Source organism: Actinokineospora iranica, assembly GCF_900101685.1.
Classification (GTDB): Bacteria; Actinomycetota; Actinomycetes; order Mycobacteriales; family Pseudonocardiaceae; genus Actinokineospora; species Actinokineospora iranica.
This window is the reverse complement of record NZ_FMZZ01000016.1, coordinates 93,943-116,139: the sequence shown is the minus strand read 5'-3', so window position 1 is coordinate 116,139 and position 22,197 is coordinate 93,943. Positions and strand designations below refer to the sequence as shown.

Sequence of the window (22,197 nt, the reverse complement as noted above, 5' to 3'; positions counted from 1 at the left end):
CCGCCATCGAACCGCACTTCCGGGAGGTTGGCTCTCCTCACCGAACCCAGCTTCCCGGCCGCCGAAACCCGACCGAGTGGACGCCCCGCCACGGCAACAGGACTTCCCCACCACTGGACGGGTCGTCCCCCGCACTCCCCGCCGGGCTGGTGAAGGTCTCATACCGCCGAACGGAGCCTCCCCCGCGCGGGTGAGCCTCCCCCGTGTGGGTGGGTTTTCCGGGTCGGTGCGGGTTCCGTTGTGGTCAGGGAGCGGGGTGGTCGCTGGTGGGCGGCTCGGCGAGGCGGACCTGGTCGCGGCCGCCGCTCTTGGCCTCGTAGACCGCGGCGTCGGCCCAGCGCAGCAGCGTCTCCAGTTCCGCTGTGCTGCCGGGGCCCGCGGCGACGCCGATCGACGTCGTGCGGCCGGTGATCAGTACCGGTTGGCCGCGCTTGTCGGTGGCGGCCACGTTCATCGCCGCGACGCCCATGCGGACGCGTTCGGCGACCACGGTGGCTTGGGCGGCGTCGGTGTCGGGGAGCAGCAGGACGAACTCCTCGCCGCCGAAGCGGCCGACGACGTCGCCCTTTCGGGTCGTCTCGCGCAGGACCGCGCCGACAGCGCGCAGCACGGCGTCGCCTGCCGGGTGTCCCCAGGTGTCGTTGACCTGTTTGAAGTAGTCCAGGTCGAGCACCGCCACCGCCAGCATGGAGTGCTGGCGGCGGGCGCGGGCGATCTCGCGGCCCGCCTGCTCGTGCCAGCCGCGGGAGTTCAGCAGCTGGGTCTTGTGGTCGGTGCGGGCGTCGCCGCGCAGGTTCTCGATTTGCAGGGCGCCCCAGTCCAGCGCGCACAGCAGCGGCACCAGGAACAGCGGCGCCAGCCAGGCGTGCGCGATGGCGATGGCGGCCAGCGCGCCGAGGCACACGGTGAGCGCGGCCATCGCGTTGTCGCGGCGGGTGCCCGCGACCGCGGTCCAGGTCGGCTGCGGGGTGGACAGGGCGATGACGCCGCCGATGGCGATCGCGTTGACCAAGAAGTACGTCATTCCGGCCAACGCGAGGACCAAGGCCTCACGCGCGCCGAAAGCGGCGGTGACGTCGACCCCGGATACCCGAATTATCCACAGCGAAGCCAATGCGGCGAGCAGGATGCCCGCCGTTCCGAAGGTGTAACGATAAAGCGGCCTGCGGGCGACCAGATAAAGCTGGACGCGCAAGAGCAGCATTGACGCCACCGCCATCCAGGCGGGCAGCAGCACCATGGCGGGCAGGATCCAGACAACACTGGTATCCATATGCGGGCCTGGCCCGCTGTCGCGCCTGGTTTCCTCCGTGCGCCGGGACAACCACAGATGCACCGCGCCCGCGCCGACGAGGACCGCGAGCCTGCGCCAATCCATCGCCGCGGCGGGCGGGTCGGTGAACGCGGTCAACACGACCGCGACCACCGTGATCGCCTCGAAGGCGATCACATACCGTCGCGCCGGACGGGGAAGCGTCCAGAGTCCCCAACGTCGTACGGAGAACAACGAAGGGTGTTCACTGCGCAGTGAGTCCGTCACACTGAGCCGTGACCGGAGCCGCCGCAATCCTCGCCCGCGAACGTCCCCACCGTGGGTCCGGGCGTGCGCGGCATCGGGATGCGTGCTGTCGCGAGGAGGTGTTCCCGGTGCAGGGCCATGATTGGCTTCTCCCTTGCTCGAATCCGCGCCCTGGCCGTGACCTTCGGCGGACTCGCACGTTTCGTCCAGTGTGGAACTTGTCGGTGACGTGCCGGACGCGTGGCCCGCGCCGATGAGCGGCACCGCGGCCTTATCCACTTCGACCGAAGGAGCAGTCGATGCGCTCTCGCGCCTGGTGACCTTTTTACGCGCCACATCCCTATCAACACCTGGCGCCCCCATTGCGTTCCCGCCAGTGTCGCCGCCGGAACAACCCGCTTCCCCCGCGCTCATTGGAGCCCCCCATGCGCTCTCGCGACTGGTAACTGACGAGTCCACAGCATCCACACCCACCACAGGAGCCCGCCATGCGCTCACGCGACTGGTGACCCCCACATCCACCACTTCCCCCACTGCCAAAGGAATGCCCCATGCGCAGCCGCGACTGGTGACCCCCGCCCGACCCGATTCCCCTTCACCTTCAGGAGAACCCGATGTCACGCGACTGGTGACCCCAACGCCCACACCATCCTCATCGTCCACAACGACAACAGGAGCTTCACATGCGTTCCCGCGACTGGTGATCCCCGCACCACCCACATCCCCTTCGACCACAGGAGAGACCAATGCGTTCCCGCGACTGGTGACCCCAACCAAAACCCCTTCCCCCACAACCAAAGGAGCCCCCAATGCGCAGCCGCGACTGGTAACCCCCGAACCACCCACCACCCCGACAACCCCAGGAGAACCCAATGCGCTCACGCGACTGGTAACCCCGAACCCCACACCGTCCACACCCACCACAGGAGCCCCACATGCGCTCACGCGACTGGTGACCCCCACCCCACCCACATCCCCTTCGACCACAGGAGAGACCAATGCGTTCCCGCGACTGGTGACCCCAACCAAAACCCCTTCCCCCACAACCAAAGGAGCCCCCAATGCGCAGCCGCGACTGGTAACCCCCGAACCACCCACCACCCCGACAACCCCAGGAGAACCCAATGCGCTCACGCGACTGGTAACCCCCGACGCCGCGTCCCCACGAACAGAAGGAGCGCCACATGCGATCCCGCGACTGGTGAAACCCGAACCCACCACTCCCACAGCCTCAGGAGAACTCGATGTCCCGCGACTGGTGACCACGAAGCCGACCTCGTCCCCCACAACCCCAGGAGAACCCGATGCGCTCCCGCGACTGGTGACCGCGATCCCGACCCCGTCCACCTCGACACAAGGAGAGCCCGATGCGCAGCCGCGACTGGTGACCCCCGAGCCCACGACAACCGGGTCCACCGCCCCCACGACCACAGGAGAGTCCGATGTCCCGCGACTGGTGACCGAAACCCCCGCCCCGTCCACCCCAACACAAGGAGAGCCCGATGCGCAGCCGCGACTGGTGACCCCCGCACCCCCGGCAACCACAGGAGCGGCACAAGTGATCTCACAACCTGTGGAACCCGAACCCACGCCGACCGAAGGAGCCCCCCATGCGTTCACGCGACTGGTGACCCCCGACTCCACCGCCCCGACGACCACAGGAGAGCCCGATGTCCCGCGACTGGTGACCACAGCGTCCGCACTGTCCACATCGACCGAAGGAGTGTCCATTGCGTTCCCGCGACTGGTGACCTCGACCCCACTGTCCACCTTGACCGTCCTGACCGGAGGGATTCCAGATGTGCAGCCGTGACTGGTGAAGCGCGTGTCGTCCTCACCCGCCCGTGTCCTACCCGGAGGTGCTTTCCGTGCGTTCCCGCGATTGGTGAAACCCAACGGTGCGACCTCCCCTTCTCCGTTCGGTGGCGCCCGCGAGGGGTGCCTGTCGCGCCGGGAAGGGTGCTGGCCCCCGCCGACTTGGTTTCCTGTTCAACGATCTGCTGCCCGTGACATCGTCGCCCGTGTGGGCCGCGTGTCACGTCCGATCGCCGACGGCTCGCCGTCCGACGATTCCACGTTACGGCCTGCGCCGACAGTAGTGGTCCCACTACGCCAAGCAGCGCCCGAATGGAGCAGGACCTTAGTCGGACACCGATCCGGAGAAACACCCTCTTTCGACGCATACCCGCGACGCGGCGGGCGCGAAACCGGACATCACCCGATCCCGCGCCCCCGGCAGGCGTCGGCGCTCAGGCGGTGCGGACCGGCGTGAGCCACTTGCGCACGCGCGGCGGGAGCCGCTTCTCCAACCCGTAGGGCTCCAGGTGCCCGCCCAGGATCTCGCTGAACGCGGTGGCGACCGCGTCGACGTCCCAGTGGTCCCGGGCCAGGATGGGCGCCTTGAAGTACGGCTGGCCGACGATGTGCAGGTCAGGGCCCGTGCACCGGATCACCTGCCCGGTGATGCCCGCCGACCGGTCGCCGAGGAGGAAGTGCACCAGCGGCGCGACCAGGTCGGGGGTCTGCTCGGGCGGGGTCTGCCGGGACGCGCGCTCGGAAGTCCACACCATTCGGGTGTAGGCCCTGGGGCAGATCGCGTTGACGCGGATGCCGCAGTCCTCCAGGTCGAGCGCCCACGAGTAGGTCAGCGACGACACCGCGCCCTTGCTGGCCGCGTAGGCCCCGATGGTGCGCTGGCCCAGCGACGCCCCCGAGGACACGTTGACGATCGAGCCGCCGCCCGCCGCCCGCATCCGCCGGATCGCGGCCATGCCGGTGTAGATGACGCCGAGGACGTTCACCTCGACCAGTTCCCGCACCCGGGCGGGGTCGTCCTCCCACGGCAGCGCCTCGTAGTTCAGGCCCGCGTTGTTGACCAGGCCGTCGACGGCCCCGAACTCGGCGACGCACAAGTCGACGATGGCCGCCGCCTGCTCCGGGTCGGCCACCGAGTGCGTGCTCGCCACGACCGCGCCGCCGTCGGCGCGGAGTCGCGCGGCCACGGCCAGCGCCTGCTCGGCGTCCACGTCGTTGACCACCACCGCGGCCCCGGCCTTGGCCAGGTGCGCCGCGAACGCCGCGCCCAGCCCGCGGCCCGCTCCGGTCACCACTATCGCTTTGCCGTCTACCGTGTTCATGTCGCCTCCCACCGCCGGCCCCGATCCCGCGCCGGGCACGCCCGGACGCGGCGGCGGTCGTCGGACCACCACCGGCTGTGGTCAGTGTTGGCCCGCGGCGGCCGCCCCGGAGGTCGGTCTCGGCGAGTGGTGGCGGGGCTGCGCCGAGCGTGGTGGGCCTTTCAGCCCGCCGGTAAGCACCGACTGATCGGACCCGCTGCGCCGGACGGACGCACGGGAGCGTTTCGCGGGCTCACCGAACGCGATCCAGCGGCCGGATACCGGTACTCTGTGCAACGCCGTGATAACCGAGCGGCAGTACGCCGAGGTCCACCGCGCCGCCACCAGGGCGCGGCGGACGACAGCAGCCGCGCGGGCCACCCGCCCGCCGGGGGGAGCGTAGATGGGCCGAACAGCGCCGAAAATGTCCGCGGTTCTCGCCGACCGGGAGTTCCGCGCTCTCTGGTTCGCCGAGGCCGTCTCAGTCGGCGGCGACCAGTTGACCCGGGTGGCGCTGGCCATCCTGGTCTATCAGCGGACGGGCTCCGCGTTCTATGCGGCGAGCATCTACGCGCTGACTTTCCTTCCCGCGTTGGCGGGCGGCCTGGGCCTGTCCCAACTCGCTGACCGGTACCGCCGCCGGACACTCATGGTGGTGTGCTCGGCGATCCAGGCGGTCGTCGTCGGGGTGATGGCGATCCCGCACATGCCGCTGTGGGTGCTGTTCGTGTTGGTGATCATAATCCCGATGGTCCAGTCCCCCGCCATGGCCGCCCAGAACGCCACCACCCGCGAGGTCTTCACCGACGACGACCTCTATCTGCGCAGCCAGGACCTCCGCGGAATCACCACCAACACGATGATGCTGCTGGGCCTGGGCGGCGGCGGCCTCCTGGTGGGGGCCATCGGCACCAGCTGGGCACTGATCATCGACGCGATCACCTTCGCCCTCGCCGCGGCATTGATCCAGTACAGCGTCCGCAACCGCCCCACCGCGGGCTCCAAGGAAGACGCCTGGTTCGCGGGCGCCAAGTGGGTCTTCGGCGACCGCAGGCTGCGCGTCCTGCTGACCCTGTCCTGGCTGGTCGGCCTGGCGGTGATCCCCGAAGGCCTGGCCGCCCCCCTGGCCAAGGAGGCAGGCGCCCCGGAACAAGCGGTCGGCTGGCTCTTGGCAGCGGACCCACTCGGCTTCATCGTGGGCACCTTCCTGATCTCCCACTTCATCCCGGCGAAGCACCGCCCCAAGCTGATCGGCGTCCTGGCGACGGCCTCGGTGGGCGTGCTGGTCCTCTTCTTCCTCAAACCCGGCCTGGTCTGGGCCCTGATCCTGCTGGCCCTGGCGGGCGCGGTCGGCGCCTACCAGATCACCGTGATGGGCGTGTTCAACTCGATCGTCCCCAACGAGATCCGCGGCGGCGCCTTCGGCACAGCCCGCACCGGCCTCCGCGTCTCCCAGGGCCTGGGCATGGCCGCGGGCGGCGCCGTGGCGGAACTGACCGGCTCGACCATGAACACCATCGCCATGGCAGGCCTCCTGGGCGTCCTGATCGCGGTCCCCGCCACCATCACCTGGTCACGCATCCACGACCAGGACGAGACCAAAAGCCCCACCGCCGTAACCCCATCCGCCGCCGACCACCAAGACGCCGCCTAACCCCCGTTCAGGCGACCGGAAAGCGGAGTGGGCCTGCCCCCGAACAAGCCACTCCCCCCATCGAGCCAACCCACCAAACCAGCCATCAAGCAGCGAACGCGGCCAAGAGCGCACGCACATGCGCCCCCTCCGGCACCCCCAACCGCTCGAACACCGGCAACGCGGCCTGCCAATCCGCCAACGCTCCAGTCCGGTCCCCGGACACCTGCCGAACCAGCGCCCGCACATGCCGAGCCCGCGCCTCAGCCAGCCGTTGCCCGGTCCGCCCGGCGATGGCCATTCCCTGTTCGATCTGGTCGGCGGCCGACTCGGAGTCTCCGCTGTCCAGGTATGCGTGCGCGAGTTCGGTCAGGGCCCGCGCCTCCAGCAGCCGCATTCCGGTGTCCCGCATCAGCGCCAGGGCCCCGGTGCCGTGATCGATGGCGGCCCGGGGGTCCCCGGTGCGCCGGTAAAGCGCGCACATGCCGGTCAGGATCGACGCTTCCCCGTAGCCGAACCGGATCTCTCTGGCCAGTCCCAGAGCACGCGCGTAGTGCATGGCCGCCGACGACCACTCCCCGGTGCGCTGTTGGATCGACGCGAGGATGTCCAGGCCGCTCACTTCGTGTCTGCGTTCGCCGAGTTGGCGGCCTGCCTCCATCGCCTGGCGGACTTGGGCCGCGGCCGCCGCGTAGTCGCCCGCGTCGCAGCCTGTCTCCGCGAGGCAGATGAGCATACTGACTTCGCCGTGGCGGTAGCCGTAGCGGCGGCAGATGGCCAACGCCTCGCGGTAGCGCTGGGCGGCGCGGGGTAGGTCGCCCATTGCCCAGAGGGCCAGGCCCAGGCCCTGGCAGGCGGCGGCCTGGACGTGCCGGTGGCCGATGCGGGTGCTCAGCTCCAGCGCGTTGGTGTGCCGTTCGATCGCGTCCTGCGGCCTGCCCAGGGACAGCGCGGCGCCGCCCAGATAGTGCAGCGCCCCCGCTTCGCCGAACCGGTTGCCGATCATGCGGTTGAGCTCCAGCGCCTGCTCGTAGAACGCCGAGGCCTGCGCGGGCTGGCCGAGTTGGGAGTGGGCGCGGCCGAGGTTGTGCAGGGCGGACGCCTCGACGATGCGGTTGCCGGTGCCCTGGGCCAACTCCAGCGCCCAGCGGTGGTGCTCGATGGCCGTGACGTAGTCGCTGAGGTTGGTGTGGATCGCGCCGAGCAGGTCGCGCACCGACGCCTCGGCGTCGACGTCGTCGGCTCCCCTGGCCGCGGCGAGGGCGGCCTGGCCGACGGCGATGCCCTCTGCGCCGTGGCCGCGGTTCCAGAAGTACGGCCGCAGCGCCTCGGCGAAACGCCACGAGTAGCGGTGCAGGCCCAGGCCGGGGGCGGCGACCGCGGCGGCGACCAGGTTGGCCCGCTCCGCGTCGAGCCAGGCGATGGCCCGGTCTTCCGCGCCCGGCTCCGGGGCGGCCGCGCCGACCCGCCACAGGATCGCGCTGTGCGTCTCGATCTCGCGCAGGTAGTGGTCGAACAGGGCGACCACGGCGGCGACCCGGTCGGCTTCGGTGTCCTCGGCGGCGGCGCGGTCGGAGGCGTATTCGCGGAGCAGGTCGTGGAAGGTGTAGCGGCCGCGGGAGTGCTCGCGGATGAGGTTGCCGTGGTCGAGCACGCGCAGCAGCCGCGCGGCGTCGGTGGGCGGCAGGCCGCTCAGCGCGGCCGCGGCCGCGGCGTCGACGTCGGTGCCGGGCAGCGCGCCGAGCAGCCGGAACAGCCTGCGCGCGGCCGGGGTGAGCTTCTCGTAGGACAGGTCGAAGGCGGCCCGCACCGCGCCGGACTCGTCGCCCGCGACGGCGAGCCCGGCGATGCGCCCGCGTTCGCGCAGCTCACGGGTGTAGTCGGCGATGCTGATCAGCGGCCGGATCGCCAGGTTGGCCCCGGCGATGCGCAGCGCCAGCGGCAGGTGCCCGCAGATGGCGGCCATCTCGGCCGCGGCGTCCGGCTCGCGGCGCATCCGGCCGACGCCGACGAGCCTGCCGAGCAGGTCGACGGCCTCGTCGGCGTCGAGGACGTCGAGCGGGAGCTGGTGGGCGCCGTCCTGGGCGGTGAGGCCGGTGAGCCGGTCGCGGCTGGTGACCAGCACCAGGCAGCCGGACGAGCCGGGCAGCAGCGGGCGGACCTGCTCGGCGGTGGCTGCGTTGTCCAGCAGCACCAGGACGCGTTTGCCGGTGAGCAGGGTCCGGTAGAGCCCGGCGGCCTCGTCGGTGTCGGCCGGGACGCGTTCCGGGGCGACGCCGAGCGCGTGCAGGAAGCGGACCAGCACCTCGTGCGTGGTCAGCGGGGTGCTGCCGGAGGCGTAGCCGTGCAGGTTGACGCTGAGCTGGCCGTCGGGGAACCGCTCGCGCGCGCGGTGCGCCCAGCGCAGCGCCAGGGCGGTCTTGCCGACGCCCGCGGTGCCCGAGAGCGCCACGATCACCACGCCCGGGTGCCCGTCGAGCCGGTCGAGCAGCTTGTCCAGGCCCGCCAGCGGGGCGGCGCGGCCGACGAACCCGGGGGTCTCCGCTGGCAGCTGCGCGGGTGGGCGGGCGGCGATCGGCTCGGGCGCGGCGGGGGCGGCCGGGCGGTCGCGCAGCACCCGCAGGTGCGCGTCCTGGATCTCCAGGCCGGGCTCGACGCCGAGTTCCTCGTCCAGGCGGGTGCGGATGTCGGAGAACACGCGCAGCGCCTCGGCCTGCTCGCCGGTCCCGGCCAGGCCGAGCATCAGGCGGGCGTGCAGGCCCTCGTGCAGCGGCTCCTCGTGGGCGAGGCCGCGGATGTTGGCGACCACCCGCGCGTGCCTGCCCAGGGCCAGGGCGATGTCGGCGTGGGCGAGGGCGGCCTCGCGCCTGCGGGCGGCGACGGCCACCGCGGTCGGGTGCCTGCGCAGCCTGCCGGGCAGGTCGGCCAGGACCGGGCCGCGCCAGCAGGCCAGGGCCTCGTCGAGCAGGTCGGCCGCGGCGTCGGGGTCGGTCGCGCGGATCTCGCGGGCGCGGGCGGCGAGGCCGTCGAACCGCACCAGGTCCAACTGGTCGGCCTTGACCGTGAGCCGGTAGCCGTTCGGGGTGGACACGATGACCCCGGCGTGGCGTCGGCTGGCCGACACCAGGGCTCGGCGCAACCGGGACGCGTAGGTGTGGACCAGGCCGAGGCAGCTGTCCGGCGGGCTCTCGCCCCACAGGACGTCGATGATCTCCTCGCGGCCCACCGGCCGGTTCGGGTGCAGCGCGAGCAGGGCCAGCAGGGACCGCTGCTTGAGGGCGCCGACCTCAAGGGCGCGCTCGCCGTGGGCGACGGTGAACGGGCCCAGGACGCTGAGCCGAAGCTGCGGGGCGCCACTGGGCCGCGCCCGCGGCGGGCCCGACTGGGCCAGGGTCTCCGGCTCGACGCCCAGCGCCTCGGCGAGCCTGCGGACCGAGTCCGCCCGGGGCATCCCCACCTCGCCGCGCTCGATATAGCGCAGCGCGCGGATGCTCACCCCGGAGCGCTCGGCGAGCTGCTGCTGGGTCAGCCCCACCCTGCTCCGGTGCGAGCGCAGATTCTCGCCGAACGAGCCGGGCGGGACGAGCATCTGGCCCCCTTCCCCGGCCGAGCGTGGCCGGGCGACTTGCCGCCTTCTCGGTACAGACTTGCCGGTTGTGCATCTTAATGCAAATGGCCCAGTCATAGGCCCAGGTGGGGGCCGCTTCGGCACCGCCGGAAGACTGCCGCGAGGAGTACAGGCCTGCTGCCAGTACCAGCCCGTAACGTGTCCACTCGGGGGGCAATGGGGGGGATCGAACCGGGGGGCTCGATCGTGGCGCGGCGTCCTGGGGGTACGCCGTGCCACGCCCCCCGGTTCTCCGATCCCAAGCGGTCAGTCACCGTCCGGTCACCGGTAGCCTTCCCCGGGTGGGGGCAGAAGTGCGGGCGATGGCCTTTGCCGGATGAAGTCGAAGTCTTCGTCGTCGCGGCTGTCGCGAACTGAAGTGGACCGGTCGTGGAGCCGGGTCCGACTGCGCGGCAGGCTCGGCTGGCTGGCGCTGGTGGTGCTGGCCGCGGCCGGGTACGGGGTCGTCGCGTCCCGCTCGCCCGAGCCGCCTGAGCGCGCGCCGACCGGATCGGTCGCCCAGGCCGCCGCCGCGATCGACGCGCTGCTCGACCCGCGCGCGGGCCGCGACCCGATCACCGCCCTGCCCGCGGACTTCACCCAGGTCACCGGTGTCGTACCCGGCCGGGTGACGGCGCCGGACGGGACGACGCGCGCGGTGCACGCCGACGGCGGCTGCTCCACCCCGTGGGGCGACGACGACACCCGCTGGGACTACTCGGCCGGGTGCAAGGCGCACGACCTGGGCTACGACCTGCTCCGCTACGCCTCGGCCAAGGGGCAGCCGCTGGGCGCGGAGCCCCGGCGCAAGCTCGACGAGCGGCTCTCCCACGACATGCGCGCGCAGTGCGAGATCAACCCGCGCGGGTCGGCTGGCACCTGCCGGATGGTGGCCTCGCTGTTCTCCGCGGGCCTGGTGGCCAACTCGTGGCACCAGCGCTGGGGCCCGCCGCGGCCGGAGCCGATCGGGACCTGGGCGGTGGCGCTGCTGGTGGTGGTCGTGCTGCTCGCGGTGCGGGTGCCCGCGTTCGCCCGGCGGCGCCCCGGCGTTCCCCGCGCGGCGCCGTTGGATCTGCCCGAGCGGGACGGCGACCGGGCCGCCTATCTGGGTTTCCTGCGGGTGGTGAGCCTCGGCGGGGTGGTGCTGGCCGAGTCGGCGCTGGCGCTCGCGCCGCTGCTGGCCGTGCCCGCGTCGACGCTGTGGCCGCTGACCTGGCTGCTGCAACTGGTGCCGCTGTTCTTCTTCGCGGGCGGCAACTCGAACCTGCTGGCCTGGCAGGCCGCGCGGGCGCGGGGCACCGGCTACGGCGGCTACCTGGCTGGCCGGGTGTGCTGGCTGATCCGGCCGGTGCTGGCGTTCGTCACCGCGTGGCTGGTGGTGCCGCTGTCGCTGGACCTGCTCGATGCCTCCGACGCGGCCGTGGACACCTTCGGCAGGCTGGTCGCCCAGCCGTTGTGGCTGCTCGGGCTGTACCTGCTGGTGGTGGGCGCGACACCGGTCCTGCACTGGCTGCACCGGCACGCGCCGGTGGCCACGCCGGTCGCCCAGGCGGCCGCCATCGCCGGGCTGGGGCTGTTCGGCTCCGGGTCGGCCGCGGCCTACGCAGGCGGGATCATGCTCGCGGCGCTGTTCGGGCAGCTCGCGTTCCACTACGCCGACGGGACGTTCGACCGGCTGCCGCGCCCGCTGCTGGCATCGGTGGCCGCCGCGGCGCTGACGTGCCTGGTGCTGCTGGCCGCGGTCGCGGGCCACTCCCGGGAGCTGATCGCCGAGCCTGCCGGGACGCCGAGTTTCGTGCCGTCCGCGCTGGGGGTGCTGCTCATCGGCCTCGTCCAGGTGTGCCTGGTGGCGCTGCCCGGACCGGCGGGCCTGCGGGCGGTCGCCCGCGGCCGGGCGGCGCGGGCGGTGCGGTTCGTACGGTCCGCCCCGATGACGGTCTACCTCGTCTACCTGCTCGCGATGCTGCTGGTGGCCGGGCTGATCGGCGCGGCGCGCAGCGCGGGCCTGCCGAGCACGGCGGCGGTCGACTGGCTGGCCCGGCCGAGCACCCTGCTGGCGCTGTCGCTGCTGGGGGTGCCGACCGCGTTGGCGTTCCTGCTGTTCGAGTGGCGCTCGACGGTCGAGCCGGGCGCCCTCGCCGCGGGCGGGCAGCGCGGGCGGCTCGACTCGGTGGCCGCGGCGCTGGGCACCGGGTACGGGGCGGCGGGGATCGTCGGGTTCGCCGTCACCGGGCTCACCGGCGGCGCCGCGGGCGTGGTGCTGCTCGGCGTGCCGCTCGACCCGATGGCCAGCATCATCCACCTGCTGCTGGGCTGGTACCTGCTGCACTCGGTGCGGATCGGGACCGCGGCCACGCCGTGGCCGTGGCTGCTGACCGCGGTGGCCTGCGTGCCGCCGATGATCACCACGGTCAGTGGGACGGCGGTCACCGCGCACGGCGCGACCATCGCCGTCGCGGTGGTCGCCGCGGTCGCCTGCGCGGTGCCGCTCCGGTGGTATCCGCGCAGGTCACCGGTGCCCGCACCGGCCGGGGAGAGCCCCGGCGGCTGACCCGGCGGGGTCGGCGGACAGCTGCGTGGCAGCCGTCGATCCGGCATATGCCAGTCTAGGAAACAACCTGAAAGCGGTCACCGGCGTCTCTATCGTGTCGGGAAGTGGTGCGCCGCCCGTGGAGACATCCGCACCCGACAGGGAGGAGCAGGCGTGGAGTACCGGCCGCCGGAGCCAGGCAGGCGCGGCGGGCAGGGCAGGCCGGGCGACCGGAACGCGCCCCGGCCCGACCGCGACGTGCCGCGCCCCCAGCGCCCCGAGGCTCCCCGTCCGCCGCGCCCGGCTCGCCCCGACCGGGAGGTCCCCCGGCCGAACCGGGCCGACCCCGCCCGGCTGGACCCGCGCCGCGCCGACCCCAACCGGATCGACCCCAAGCGCGACCCCAAGCGCGCCGATCCGCGCCGCGCCGACCCCCGCGCCGAAGCCCGGCGGGACCCGCGCGCCGATCCCCGACGGGCAGGCGCAGCCGCTCCCGGCAGGTCCGCCCGCCGGGACCGCGACGCCCCGCTTCCGCCCGCCGCCCGGCCCGCCCGCGCCGAGGCCCCGGCGGGGACACGCGACCCGGTCCGCCGTCCCCGGCCCGAGCGCGGCGCCGCGCGTCCCCGGGCCGCCGCGGCCGCCCCCACCGAACGGGTCGCGCCCCGCGCGCGGCCCGCGGCCCGGCCGCGGCCCGTCCCGGAGGAACGCAAAGGAACCGGTCGGAAGGTCTTCGTGAGCCTGCTGTCCGCGACGGTCCTGGCGACCACCGGGTACTACTGGCGCCTCGCCGACTCGTTCGCCAACGACCTCACCACCGCCGACGTCCTGGCGCCGCTGAACGAGCGCCCCGCCGACGGCGCCATCGACATCCTCATGGTCGGGATGGACAGCCGCACCGACGCGCAGGGCAACCCGCTGTCGAAGGAGCAGCTCGCGATGCTCAACGCGGGCAAGTTCGACGGCGAGGTCAACACCGACACGCTGATCATGATCAGAATCCCGAACGACGGCGGCAAGGCGGTCGGCATCTCCATCCCGCGCGACTCCTACGTGGACATCCCCGGGCAGGGCAAGCACAAAATCAACTCCGCGTACGGCAGGGCCAAGCTGGACGCGCGCGCCCGGCTGCAGAAGGAAGGCGTGAGCGACGAGCGCAAGCTCGAAGTGGAGTCCAACAAGGAGGGCGCCAAGAGCCTGGTCGCCACCATCAGCAAGCTCACCGGCGCCTCCATCGACCACTACGCCGAGGTCAACCTGCTCGGCTTCTTCGACATCACCAACGCCATCGGCGGCATCGACGTCTGCCTGAACAAGGCGGTCAAGGACACCTACTCCGGGGCGAACTTCCCCGCCGGCCCGCAGAACCTGCAGGGCGCGGCCGCGCTGGCCTTCGTCCGGCAGCGGCACGGGCTGACCAACGGCGACATCGACCGTATCGTGCGCCAGCAGGTGTTCATGGGCGCGATGGCCAAGAAGGTGTTCTCCCAGGACGTGCTCACCCCCGGGTCGGCGACGCTGGGCAAGCTCCAGGAGGCGATCAAGAAATCGGTCGTGCTGGACGACCAGTGGGACATCATGCGGTTCGCCCAGCAGATGATGAGCGTGACCGGCGGCAACATCGCCTTCAAGACCATCCCGCACGGCACCATCGACCTCGACACCCCCAGCGACGGCAAGGCCGTGCAGATCGACCCGCAGCAGGTCCGCTCGTTCATGCAGGGCCTGCTCGGCGGCAGCGCCCCGCCCCCCGCCCCGTCCTCGGGAACCACCCCGCCTTCGTCGGAAGCGTCCGCGGGCAAGCCGACCGTGACCGTCCTCAACGCCTCCGGCCGCACCGGCCTCGCCGCGGAGGTCGCCGACTCCCTGACCGCGCAGGGCTTCAAAACCGGGGAGACCGGCAACGCGACGACCCGCGCCAAGTCCGTCGTCCGCTACGCGACCGGCGAGAAGTCCAGCGCGGACTCGGTCGCCAAGGCCCTCGGCGACGACATCACCGTCGAACCGGACACCAAGCTCACCAAGGGCACCGTCACCGTCCTACTCGGCAAGGACTTCACCACGACCAGCCAGGGCGACCGTCTCGCGCGCACACCCGCACTGGACCTCGGCGCGCCCGCCCGCGCCCAGCAGCCCGGCCCGGTGTGCGTCAACTGACCCCGAAGTCGCACCAATCTGCCTGAGTTCAGCCCGCGACATCACCCTATCGGAGCAATTCGGCACCAACTCGCGTAAGAGCGGGCGGGTTAGTTGCTTCCTCCTGTGTGGGCACTGGCCAGCGGCCGAGTTGCCGGTCGAGAGGGGCGAGCGTGCGGATCGATGTGTCGAACTACCAGCGGATTCTCGGAGACGAGATCCGACGGTTGCGCAAACAGCGGGGGTGGACTCGCAAGGAGTTGAACGGCAGGCTGCAAAGCGACATCTCGCTGCAGACCCTGGCAACGTATGAGTTGGGAACCCGACAGTGCTCTGTCGTCCGGTTCGTGGAAATCTGCGTCGCCCTCGACGCGCTGCCCCACGACCTCATGGCGAGGGTGCACGACCGGGCGTTCGCGGGCACCTCGATCGGCCGGGTGCGGGTCAACCTGCACCGGGCCGTGCGAGACCCGAGACCGGAGCTGTTGCCATTGCGACGGTGGGCGGCTGAGCGGCTGTTGGAACACGATCCTCAACAGGGGCCAGCGGATGTCCACTTGGATATCGCTGCGCTTGAACAGCTCGCGGCGCTGTGCGGGATGGAGACGATCGACTTGATCAGCCGGTTGCGTGAGTTAGCTGGGTCTGAGCTGGACTGAGGGCTCTTGGCCCGTCGCTGGTGGCGGCGGGCCTTGTGCTCTGGCTGGGCTGGCTCTGCGCTGGCTGCGCTGGCTGTCGGGGGTTGCTGGCAGGGGCCGTGCGGCCTGGCAAGTGCTCGGGTTTGCTGTCCCGCACCCATCGAACACCTGGCAGGCCCAGGCTTTGCGGGGGCGGGGTGCCCTGTCCCGCTCCCCGCAAAGCCTGGCAGGGCCGGGTGTGGTTGGCAGGTGAGTGGGGGGTGCTGTCCTGCTCCATGTGGCACCGGGCAGGGCCGGGGCGGTTGCTAGGAGGGCAGGTGTGCTCTGAACAGCCCCGCCCTGACCTGTTTCGCCGCCCCCACCGCCCCCCACCGCAAAGCCCACCCTCCCTGGGGGACCATCCCTGATCCATCCTATCGCCGCAGGTCAGCGCAGGGAAGAGAGTGCGCCGGGCCTGTGGATAACTCGCGATCACTGGCGCCTCGGGGGAGCTTGGCGGGCAGGCCTGGGCAGCCCGGGGCACCGTGGGGGTGGTCAGGCGGGGACGGGGACGCGGGTGCGGGTGATGAGCTCGAAGTCCGCCGGGTCGACCTTGCGGGTCTGGAGCCAGTAGCGCCAGGTGAAGCCGGGCCAGATGGTGCGGTTGACGCCCTGGGAGTCGAGGTACCAGCTCATGCAGCCGCCCTGGGTCCACACTCCGTCGGCGAGTTTGCGCTGGATGTCGGCGTTGAAGCGGTCTTGGGCCGCGCGGCGGACGTCGAGGGCTGCCGCGCCGTGGTGGTCGACCAGGCGCAGGGCGCTGGCGATGTAGCGGATCTGGGACTCGATCATGAAGACGACCGAGTTGTGGCCCAGGCCGGTGTTGGGCCCTAGGAGGAAGAACAGGTTGGGGAAGCCCTCGACATTGATGCCCATGTGGGTGTTGATGCCGTTGTCGCGCCATTCCTTGGCCAGGTCGCGGCCGTCGCGGCCGGTGATGTCCAGGTAGTCGAACGAGTCGGTGACGTGGAAGCCGGTGCCGTAGATGATCGCGTCGACCTCGTGGACTCGGCCGTCCTTGCCGACGACGCTGTTTTCCCGCACTTCGGCGACGCCGTCGGTGTCGAGGTGGACGTTGGGGCGGTTGAACGTCGGGTAGTAGTCGTTGGAGATCAGGACGCGTTTGCAGCCCATGACGTAGTCGGGGGTCAGCTTCGCGGCCAGGGCCGGGTCCTTGACCGAGCGCTTGATGTTCCACTCGGCCAGCTTGGAGGCGTACTTGAGGATGCCCTGGTGGCCGTTGAAGCCGACGGCGCGCATCTCGTTGATCCAGTACAGCAGGTGCCGGTAGCCGCGCTGGGCGCCGGGGATCTTGGCGAAGACCTTCTGCGACCACGGGGGCATCGGGTGGTCCGGCTTGGGCATGACCCACGGCGCGGTCCGCTGGAACAGGGTCAACTCGGCGACCTTGGGGGCGATCTGGGGCACGAACTGGATCGCGCTGGCTCCGGTGCCGATGACGGCGACGCGCTTGCCGGTCAGGTCGAAGTCGTGGTTCCACTGTGCCGAGTGGAACGCGGCGCCCTGGAACTTCTCGATGCCGGGCAGTTCCGGAATGGACGGCAGGTGCAGCGCGCCGACGCCTGCCACGAGGAACTGGGCGACGTAGGTGTCGCCGGTCCCGGTGGCCACGTGCCAGCGGTTCTCCTCCTCGTCCCAGCGGGCGCCGGTCACCTCGGTGCCGAAGCGGGTGTAGCGGGCCAGGCCCCACTTGGCTGCCACGTCGCGCATGTACTGCCAGATCTCGGGCTGCGGGGCGTAGGAGCGGGACCAGTCGGGCTTCTGCTCGAAGGAGAAGGAGTACATGTGGGACTGGATGTCGCAGGCGCACCCGGGGTAGGTGTTGTCCCGCCAGGTGCCGCCGAAGTCCTGGGCCTTCTCCAGGATGACGAAGTCGTCGCGGTGTTCCCGACGCAGCTGGATGGCCATGCCCATGCCGGAAAACCCGGTACCGACGACCACCACACCGGTGTGGATGAGCTTGCCCATCGCGGTTCCTCCATGCCCTAGTTTGGTGTTACCCGGAGTCAACCTTACCGCGAGTAGGTTACTTCCGGTAGACTCATTTCGTGACAACAACCGAGGACGCGAGGGACAAGGTCGAGCGCAAACGCCGAATGCCGCGCGCCGAGCGGGAGCGGCAGATGGTGGCCGTCGCCGAGGAGATCTTCGCCGAACGGGGCTACCTCGCCGCGTCCATGGACGAGATCGCCGAGCGCTGCGGGGTCTCCAAGCCGATGATCTACGAGTACTTCGGCTCGAAGGAAGGGCTCCTCATCGCCTGCATCCGACAGGCGCGCACGGAGCTTGTCAATTCGATCAGCCAGTCGGTGGTCGGCGCGGAAGAAGCGGAGGACGCCCTGCGCCGCGCCGCGCGGGCGTTCTTCGAGTTCACCGACGGCCACCGGCGCGCGTGGTCGCTGCTGCTGATCAACGAGGCCGCCGTCGCCGGGCCCGCCGCCCTCGACGAGATCGAGGCGGTCCGCCAGGAGCAGGTCGAGTTGGACATCGCGCTGTTCTCGGCGTTCCTGCCCGACACCCCGCGCCGCGACCTTGAGGTCGCGGCCCAGATCGTCGTCGGGGCCTGCGAGCGACTGTCCCTCTGGTACGTCGCGCAAGAGGACGTCAGCGCCGAAGAGGCGGCGGACTACCTGATGCGGATGCTCTGGTCCGGCGTGGCCGCGATGGTCCACCCGCGGGAAACCCCCGGCGACACTCGCCCGCACGGGTGAGTTTCGCTCACGTGACCCTGGCCATCAGCCGAAATGGCGACACGCTTGCACCAGTGCCGTCATGGACAGCAGGCACTGGCGTCGCTCATTCGGAGGACACCAGAGCACTAAGGGGCGCGTGATGTTTGAACTGATCTCGGCCGACTACACCCACAAGGGCGACGACTGGAAGGTCACCGTCAGCGGCAAGGACAAGACCCTGACCGCCTCGGCGGAGGGTCTGATCGCCGCCCGCGACCGCGTCGACCAACTCGTGGAAGAACTCGCTCCCGGCGAGCACCCGCGCACCGTGGTGCACATGATCGAGGGCGACGCGGTCGGCTTCACCGCCGCCTACCTCACCGCCCGCCTCGCGAGGCCCGCCCCGGAAGCCCCCACGCCGACCGCTCCCCAGAAGGCGGAAGCCCGCGAACCCGCCGGGGTCGCCGAGGCCACCGCCAAGAGGACCACCGAGCCCGCTCCCAAACCCGCCGAGGCCACCGAGGCCGCCGGCAAGACAGCCGAGGCCCAGGAGCCGGAGAAGGCCACCCCGTCCGCATGACCCTGGCCCGGTGGCGGACCTCCGGGCCAGGGCGCGGGAGCGGCTAGCGGAACAGGCCGCGCACGACCAGCAGGCCGACCAGCGCGCCGACGCCGAGCAACGCCAGCTTCACCTTCGGGTCGTCCAGCTTGGACTTGGCGCTGACCTTGGCGTTGTCGACCAGCCGCTTGGGGCTCGCCTTGGTGCCGAGCTGGTCCAGGGTCGCGGCCAGCGCGTCACGGGCCTGCTCGATCTCGCGCTGAATGGTGTCTGGGTCGCGAGCCACGTGTCCTCCTAGGAAACAAGCCGTCGGCGGGGACAACGGTAGATCACCGCCCGCACGACCCGCGCACGGGCCACGCCGTTACGCTGTCCGGTGTCCTACGGGGGCCGTAGCCCAATTGGCAGAGGCACACGGTTTAGGTCCGTGCCAGTGAGAGTTCGAGTCTCTCCGGCCCCACAGTTCGAGATCGACCAGCCACGGCGCTGGTCAACCACCGAGTCCGCTCCGTCTTCCCGGAGCGACCGGGGAGCCTCGCTACCGACCGCGAACACCGCTTCTCGGCCCGCGGTCGGCCAAGGTCGAACCCGCGCTCCGACCGGCTCGACGCCGGGTTGCCGTCAGCAGGCTCTCTCCTGCGCCTGCGCGGGCCGTCGTCGGGAGAGGGCCCAGCCGCCGAGGACCGCGGCGCCGACGGGGATCTCGATCGTGTAAGTCCAGAAGCCGAACAGGAGCGCGGCGACCGTGGCGGCGGCGGTGTCGACCCCGAACGCCGAGAGCAGCAGCACGACGCCGCCCTCCATCAGGCCCGCGCCGCTGGGGGTGATCACCGCCATGGTGAGGACCCGCGACAGCGCGAAGACCGCGACGGACTGCGCCGCGCCGGGGTACGCGTCCGCGGCCCACAGGCAGCAGAGCAGCACCAGCCATTGCGCGCCGAGGAAGCCGACCATGCCCGTGGAGAGGCCGAGCCACCGGGTCCGCACGATGCCCGCGGTGTCCTCGCGCAGCCGCGCCAGCGCCGCGGACGCGCGAACCCGCAGGCGGGTCAGCCGGGCCAGGGCGTCCAGGACGCGGCCGAGGCGGGTGGCCGCGGCGTCCCAGTAGAGCGCGGCCGCGACCACGGCGACCAGCAGCAGGATCGACAGCGCGCTCACCCAGCCCGCCTTCGCCACGGCCGGGTCGATGGCGTGGCCCGCGGCCAGCAGCGCGATGACGCCGACCGCGGGGAGCAGGAACCGGAACATCGTGTTCCAGACCCCGCTGACCACCGTCATCACCACGATGGGCCTGCCGGTGAACCCCCAGCTTCTGGCCATCGCGAAGGTCAGCGCCGCCCCCGCCGCGCCGCCGAAGGGCAGCAAATTGCTGACCGCGCTGCCCGCCGCGTTGAGCGCGAGCGCCCGCGCCGTGCTCAGGCCGGGCAGCGAGTTGGTCAGCACGCGGGTGTAGGCGAGCAGGCTGGCCAACCACGCGGCGGCGGTCAGCGCGACCAGGTCGGGGCGCAGGTCGGCGAACCGCGCGCCGATCTCCGACCACGAGACGTCCTTCCCCGTCAGGGCGTGGGCGATCCACGGCAGGCACACCACGAGAGTCAAGGCCAGGCCGAGCGAGACCCCGGACAGCCAGACCCGCCGCCACCTGCTCCGCGCGCGGCTCATGGCGGCTCGTCGAAGGGGTGGCGCAGCCGGACACCGGGCGGGAGGTCGCGGCGGACGTACCACTCGGTGCCGAAGGCGAACCGGTACAGCGGGCGCGGCAGCCTCAGCAGCAGCGCCAGGGTCCGGGTGTCCGCGCCGCCCGCCTGCGACGCGTGCGCCGCCATGCTCGCGCGCTTGCGCTTGGCGAACCGCGCGACGTTCACCCGGTGGGTGATCCGCCTGCCCGGGGTGTAGGCGCGCTCGAACACCGCGAGATCGAACTCGGGCGGGAACCGGTAGACCCTGCCGAGCAGGCGCAGCGCCCGGAGCAGGAGATCGCGGTCGACGGTGGCTTCCAACACGATCGGCGTCCCCGCGATCCGCGCGGCCAGCGCGCCCACGAGATGCACCCGCACGTGATCGGGATGCCCGTAGCCGCCCGCCGGGTCGTAGATCGTCAGCAGGTCGGCGCTCTCTTCGGCCAGCACCGCCGCCAGCGCCTCGGCGGCCGTCTCGATGTCGACGTCGACGAAGGCCGGACCCGGCCGCGCGGCCGTCGTCTCCGGGCTCAGCCCGGAGTCGCCGTAGCCGAGGCAGACCACGCGCGCGCACCCGAGCACCGCGGCGGACCGGGCCAGTTCGGTCATCCGGAGCGCGCCGAGCGCGGCCCCCCGCGCGGTGTCGGCCAGGCCGCTTTCCCCCGCGGTGGCGACGACCAGCACGACGCGGTGGCCCTCGGCCGCGAGCATCGCCATCGTTCCCGCGGTCAGGAGGGCCTCGTCGTCCGGGTGAGCGTGGAAGAACACCGCGACCCGTTGCTGCACCCGATCAGCGTAATCACCCACGGCCACACCGGGCGGCTTTTCGATCGCGAACAGCGATCACCGTGTCGCGTTCGGTTCGGGAAGCGCCCGAATGCCTGGTCAAATTAGGCTGAATGGGTGCAGATCCTCCACGTGACTGACTGCTACGCGCCCCGGCTCGGGGGCATCGAGGTGCAGGTGTCGGACCTGGTCGCGGCGCAGCGCGCGGCGGGCCACCGCGTCGAGGTGGCCACCGCGACCATCGGCGACGACCTGCACGGGGTGCACCGGCTCGGCGCCCGGATGCCGTTCGCCCTGCCCGTCCACCCACGCGGCGGCGGCAGGCTCGCCGAGCTGCTGGCACTCCGCAGACCCGACGTGGTGCACGTCCACGTCGGCGCGGTCTCGCCGTTCGCGTGGACGGGGCTGCGCGCGGCGCTGCGGGCGGGCCTGGCGGTCGTGGTGACCGTGCACAGCATGTGGGACCCGGCCACGCACGGGATCTACACGGCGCTGAAGATGGCCTTCGACTGGCCGAAGTGGGGCGTGGTCGCCACCGCGGTCAGCACCGCGGCAGCGGCGTCGGTCCAGGCGGTGGCCGGGCTCGCCATGCCCGTGCACGTGGTCCCCAACGGCCTGGACGTCGCGGGCTGGCGGCCCGCCGTCCGGCCGGACGGGGACGCCGATGGGGTGCACGTGGTGGCCGTGGGCCGCCTCGCCCCGCGCAAGCAGCCGGTGCGGCTGCTCCGAATCCTGCTGGCCGCCCGCGCGCTGGTCCCGGCGGCCGTCCCGATCCGCGCCACGATCGTCGGCGACGGCCCGGCCCGCGGCGCGATGGACCGGTTCGCCGCCGCCAACGGCATGACGTCCTGGGTCTCGATGCCCGGCCGCCGCACCCGCGAGCAGGTCGCCCAGGTCCTGGCCACCGGCGACGTCTTCGTCGCGCCCGCGCCCCGGGAGTCCTTCGGCATCGCCGCGCTGGAGGCCCGCGCGGTCGGGCTGCCGATCGTGGCCCGCGCGCGCAGCGGCGTCGGCGACTTCGTCCGCCACGGCGTGGAAGGCCTGCTCGCGGACACCTTCGAGGACATGATCACCGCTGTCACCCGGCTGATCACCGACCACCGGCTGCGCCAGTCCATCGCCCGACACAACCACGCCGTCCCACCGGCGGTGGGCGCCTGGCCCTCGGTCCTCGACCACCTTGAGCGGTGCTACCGGCAGGCGCAGGGCCAACCGTCCGTCGTCTCCAGCGGCTGACCGCGCCCGCCCCGATCCGGGGGCGGGCG

At 71.9% G+C, this 22,197-nt stretch carries 14 protein-coding genes and 1 tRNA gene; 8 read left to right on the top strand and 7 right to left on the bottom strand.

Annotated features, from left to right (window positions below; genetic code table 11):
* Positions 1-244: 244 nt before the first annotated feature.
* Both BLS56_RS31795 and BLS56_RS25935 read right to left on the bottom strand, forming a co-directional pair.
* Entirely contained in the window at positions 245-1,450 is a 1,206-nt protein-coding gene (locus BLS56_RS31795; protein ID WP_175483048.1) for a GGDEF domain-containing protein, read from the bottom strand.
* A gap of 2,318 nt (positions 1,451-3,768) precedes the next feature.
* Positions 3,769-4,656 carry an SDR family NAD(P)-dependent oxidoreductase gene (locus BLS56_RS25935; protein ID WP_091455988.1) on the bottom strand — a complete coding sequence of 296 codons (888 nt, stop codon included), beginning with the start codon at positions 4,654-4,656 and terminating at the stop codon, positions 3,769-3,771.
* A 403-nt stretch (positions 4,657-5,059) separates the two neighbouring features.
* Here BLS56_RS25935 and BLS56_RS25930 point away from each other — a divergent pair, with 403 nt between their 5' ends.
* The gene (locus tag BLS56_RS25930) at positions 5,060-6,289 is read left to right on the top strand and encodes an MFS transporter (RefSeq protein WP_091455986.1); all 1,230 of its coding nucleotides are present in this window, start codon (positions 5,060-5,062) and stop codon (positions 6,287-6,289) included.
* Positions 6,290-6,374: 85 nt separating this feature from the next.
* On the opposite strand, the gene BLS56_RS25925 is transcribed toward BLS56_RS25930, so the two are convergent.
* A complete protein-coding gene (locus BLS56_RS25925) occupies positions 6,375-9,857 on the bottom strand; it encodes a BTAD domain-containing putative transcriptional regulator (protein ID WP_194957335.1) in 3,483 nt (1,160 codons plus the stop codon).
* Positions 9,858-10,212: 355 nt separating this feature from the next.
* Between BLS56_RS25925 and BLS56_RS25920 the strand changes: the two genes are divergently transcribed.
* The 3 genes from BLS56_RS25920 (at position 10,213) to BLS56_RS25910 (ending at position 15,197) form a co-directional block, all read left to right on the top strand.
* Entirely contained in the window at positions 10,213-12,426 is a 2,214-nt protein-coding gene (locus tag BLS56_RS25920) for a phospholipase A2 (protein ID WP_139191002.1), read from the top strand.
* 153 nt (positions 12,427-12,579) lie between these two features.
* Positions 12,580-14,559 (top strand): LCP family protein, encoded by a 1,980-nt coding sequence (locus BLS56_RS25915; protein WP_091455978.1) that lies wholly within the window; start codon positions 12,580-12,582, stop codon positions 14,557-14,559.
* 152 nt (positions 14,560-14,711) lie between these two features.
* Entirely contained in the window at positions 14,712-15,197 is a 486-nt protein-coding gene (locus tag BLS56_RS25910) for a helix-turn-helix domain-containing protein (protein ID WP_091455976.1), read from the top strand.
* Positions 15,198-15,710: 513 nt separating this feature from the next.
* Here BLS56_RS25910 and BLS56_RS25905 read toward each other — a convergent pair.
* The gene (locus BLS56_RS25905; RefSeq protein WP_091455973.1) at positions 15,711-17,204 is read right to left on the bottom strand and encodes a flavin-containing monooxygenase; all 1,494 of its coding nucleotides are present in this window, start codon (positions 17,202-17,204) and stop codon (positions 15,711-15,713) included.
* 80 nt (positions 17,205-17,284) lie between these two features.
* Between BLS56_RS25905 and BLS56_RS25900 the strand changes: the two genes are divergently transcribed.
* Complete coding sequence (locus tag BLS56_RS25900) at positions 17,285-17,947, top strand: TetR/AcrR family transcriptional regulator (RefSeq protein ID WP_324187539.1); 663 nt, start codon at positions 17,285-17,287, stop codon at positions 17,945-17,947.
* A 121-nt stretch (positions 17,948-18,068) separates the two neighbouring features.
* Positions 18,069-18,488 carry a hypothetical protein gene (locus BLS56_RS25895; protein ID WP_228771936.1) on the top strand — a complete coding sequence of 140 codons (420 nt, stop codon included), beginning with the start codon at positions 18,069-18,071 and terminating at the stop codon, positions 18,486-18,488.
* 43 nt (positions 18,489-18,531) lie between these two features.
* On the opposite strand, the gene BLS56_RS25890 is transcribed toward BLS56_RS25895, so the two are convergent.
* Entirely contained in the window at positions 18,532-18,753 is a 222-nt protein-coding gene (locus tag BLS56_RS25890; RefSeq protein WP_091455966.1) for a DUF3618 domain-containing protein, read from the bottom strand.
* Between the two features lie 100 nt (positions 18,754-18,853).
* Here BLS56_RS25890 and BLS56_RS25885 point away from each other — a divergent pair.
* A tRNA-Leu gene (locus tag BLS56_RS25885) sits at positions 18,854-18,927 on the top strand.
* Between the two features lie 161 nt (positions 18,928-19,088).
* Here the strand turns inward: BLS56_RS25885 and BLS56_RS25880 are convergent.
* Together BLS56_RS25880 and BLS56_RS25875 are read right to left on the bottom strand one after the other, a co-directional pair.
* Positions 19,089-20,129, bottom strand: a complete 1,041-nt coding sequence (locus BLS56_RS25880; RefSeq protein WP_091455965.1) for a lysylphosphatidylglycerol synthase domain-containing protein — start codon at positions 20,127-20,129, stop codon at positions 19,089-19,091.
* Positions 20,126-20,932 (bottom strand): PIG-L deacetylase family protein, encoded by an 807-nt coding sequence (locus tag BLS56_RS25875; RefSeq protein ID WP_228771935.1) that lies wholly within the window; start codon positions 20,930-20,932, stop codon positions 20,126-20,128. Before BLS56_RS25875 ends, BLS56_RS25880 begins: the two co-directional genes overlap by 4 nt.
* A gap of 117 nt (positions 20,933-21,049) precedes the next feature.
* Between BLS56_RS25875 and BLS56_RS25870 the strand changes: the two genes are divergently transcribed.
* Positions 21,050-22,168 (top strand): glycosyltransferase family 4 protein, encoded by a 1,119-nt coding sequence (locus tag BLS56_RS25870; protein WP_091455962.1) that lies wholly within the window; start codon positions 21,050-21,052, stop codon positions 22,166-22,168.
* The last annotated feature ends 29 nt before the right edge of the window (positions 22,169-22,197 follow it).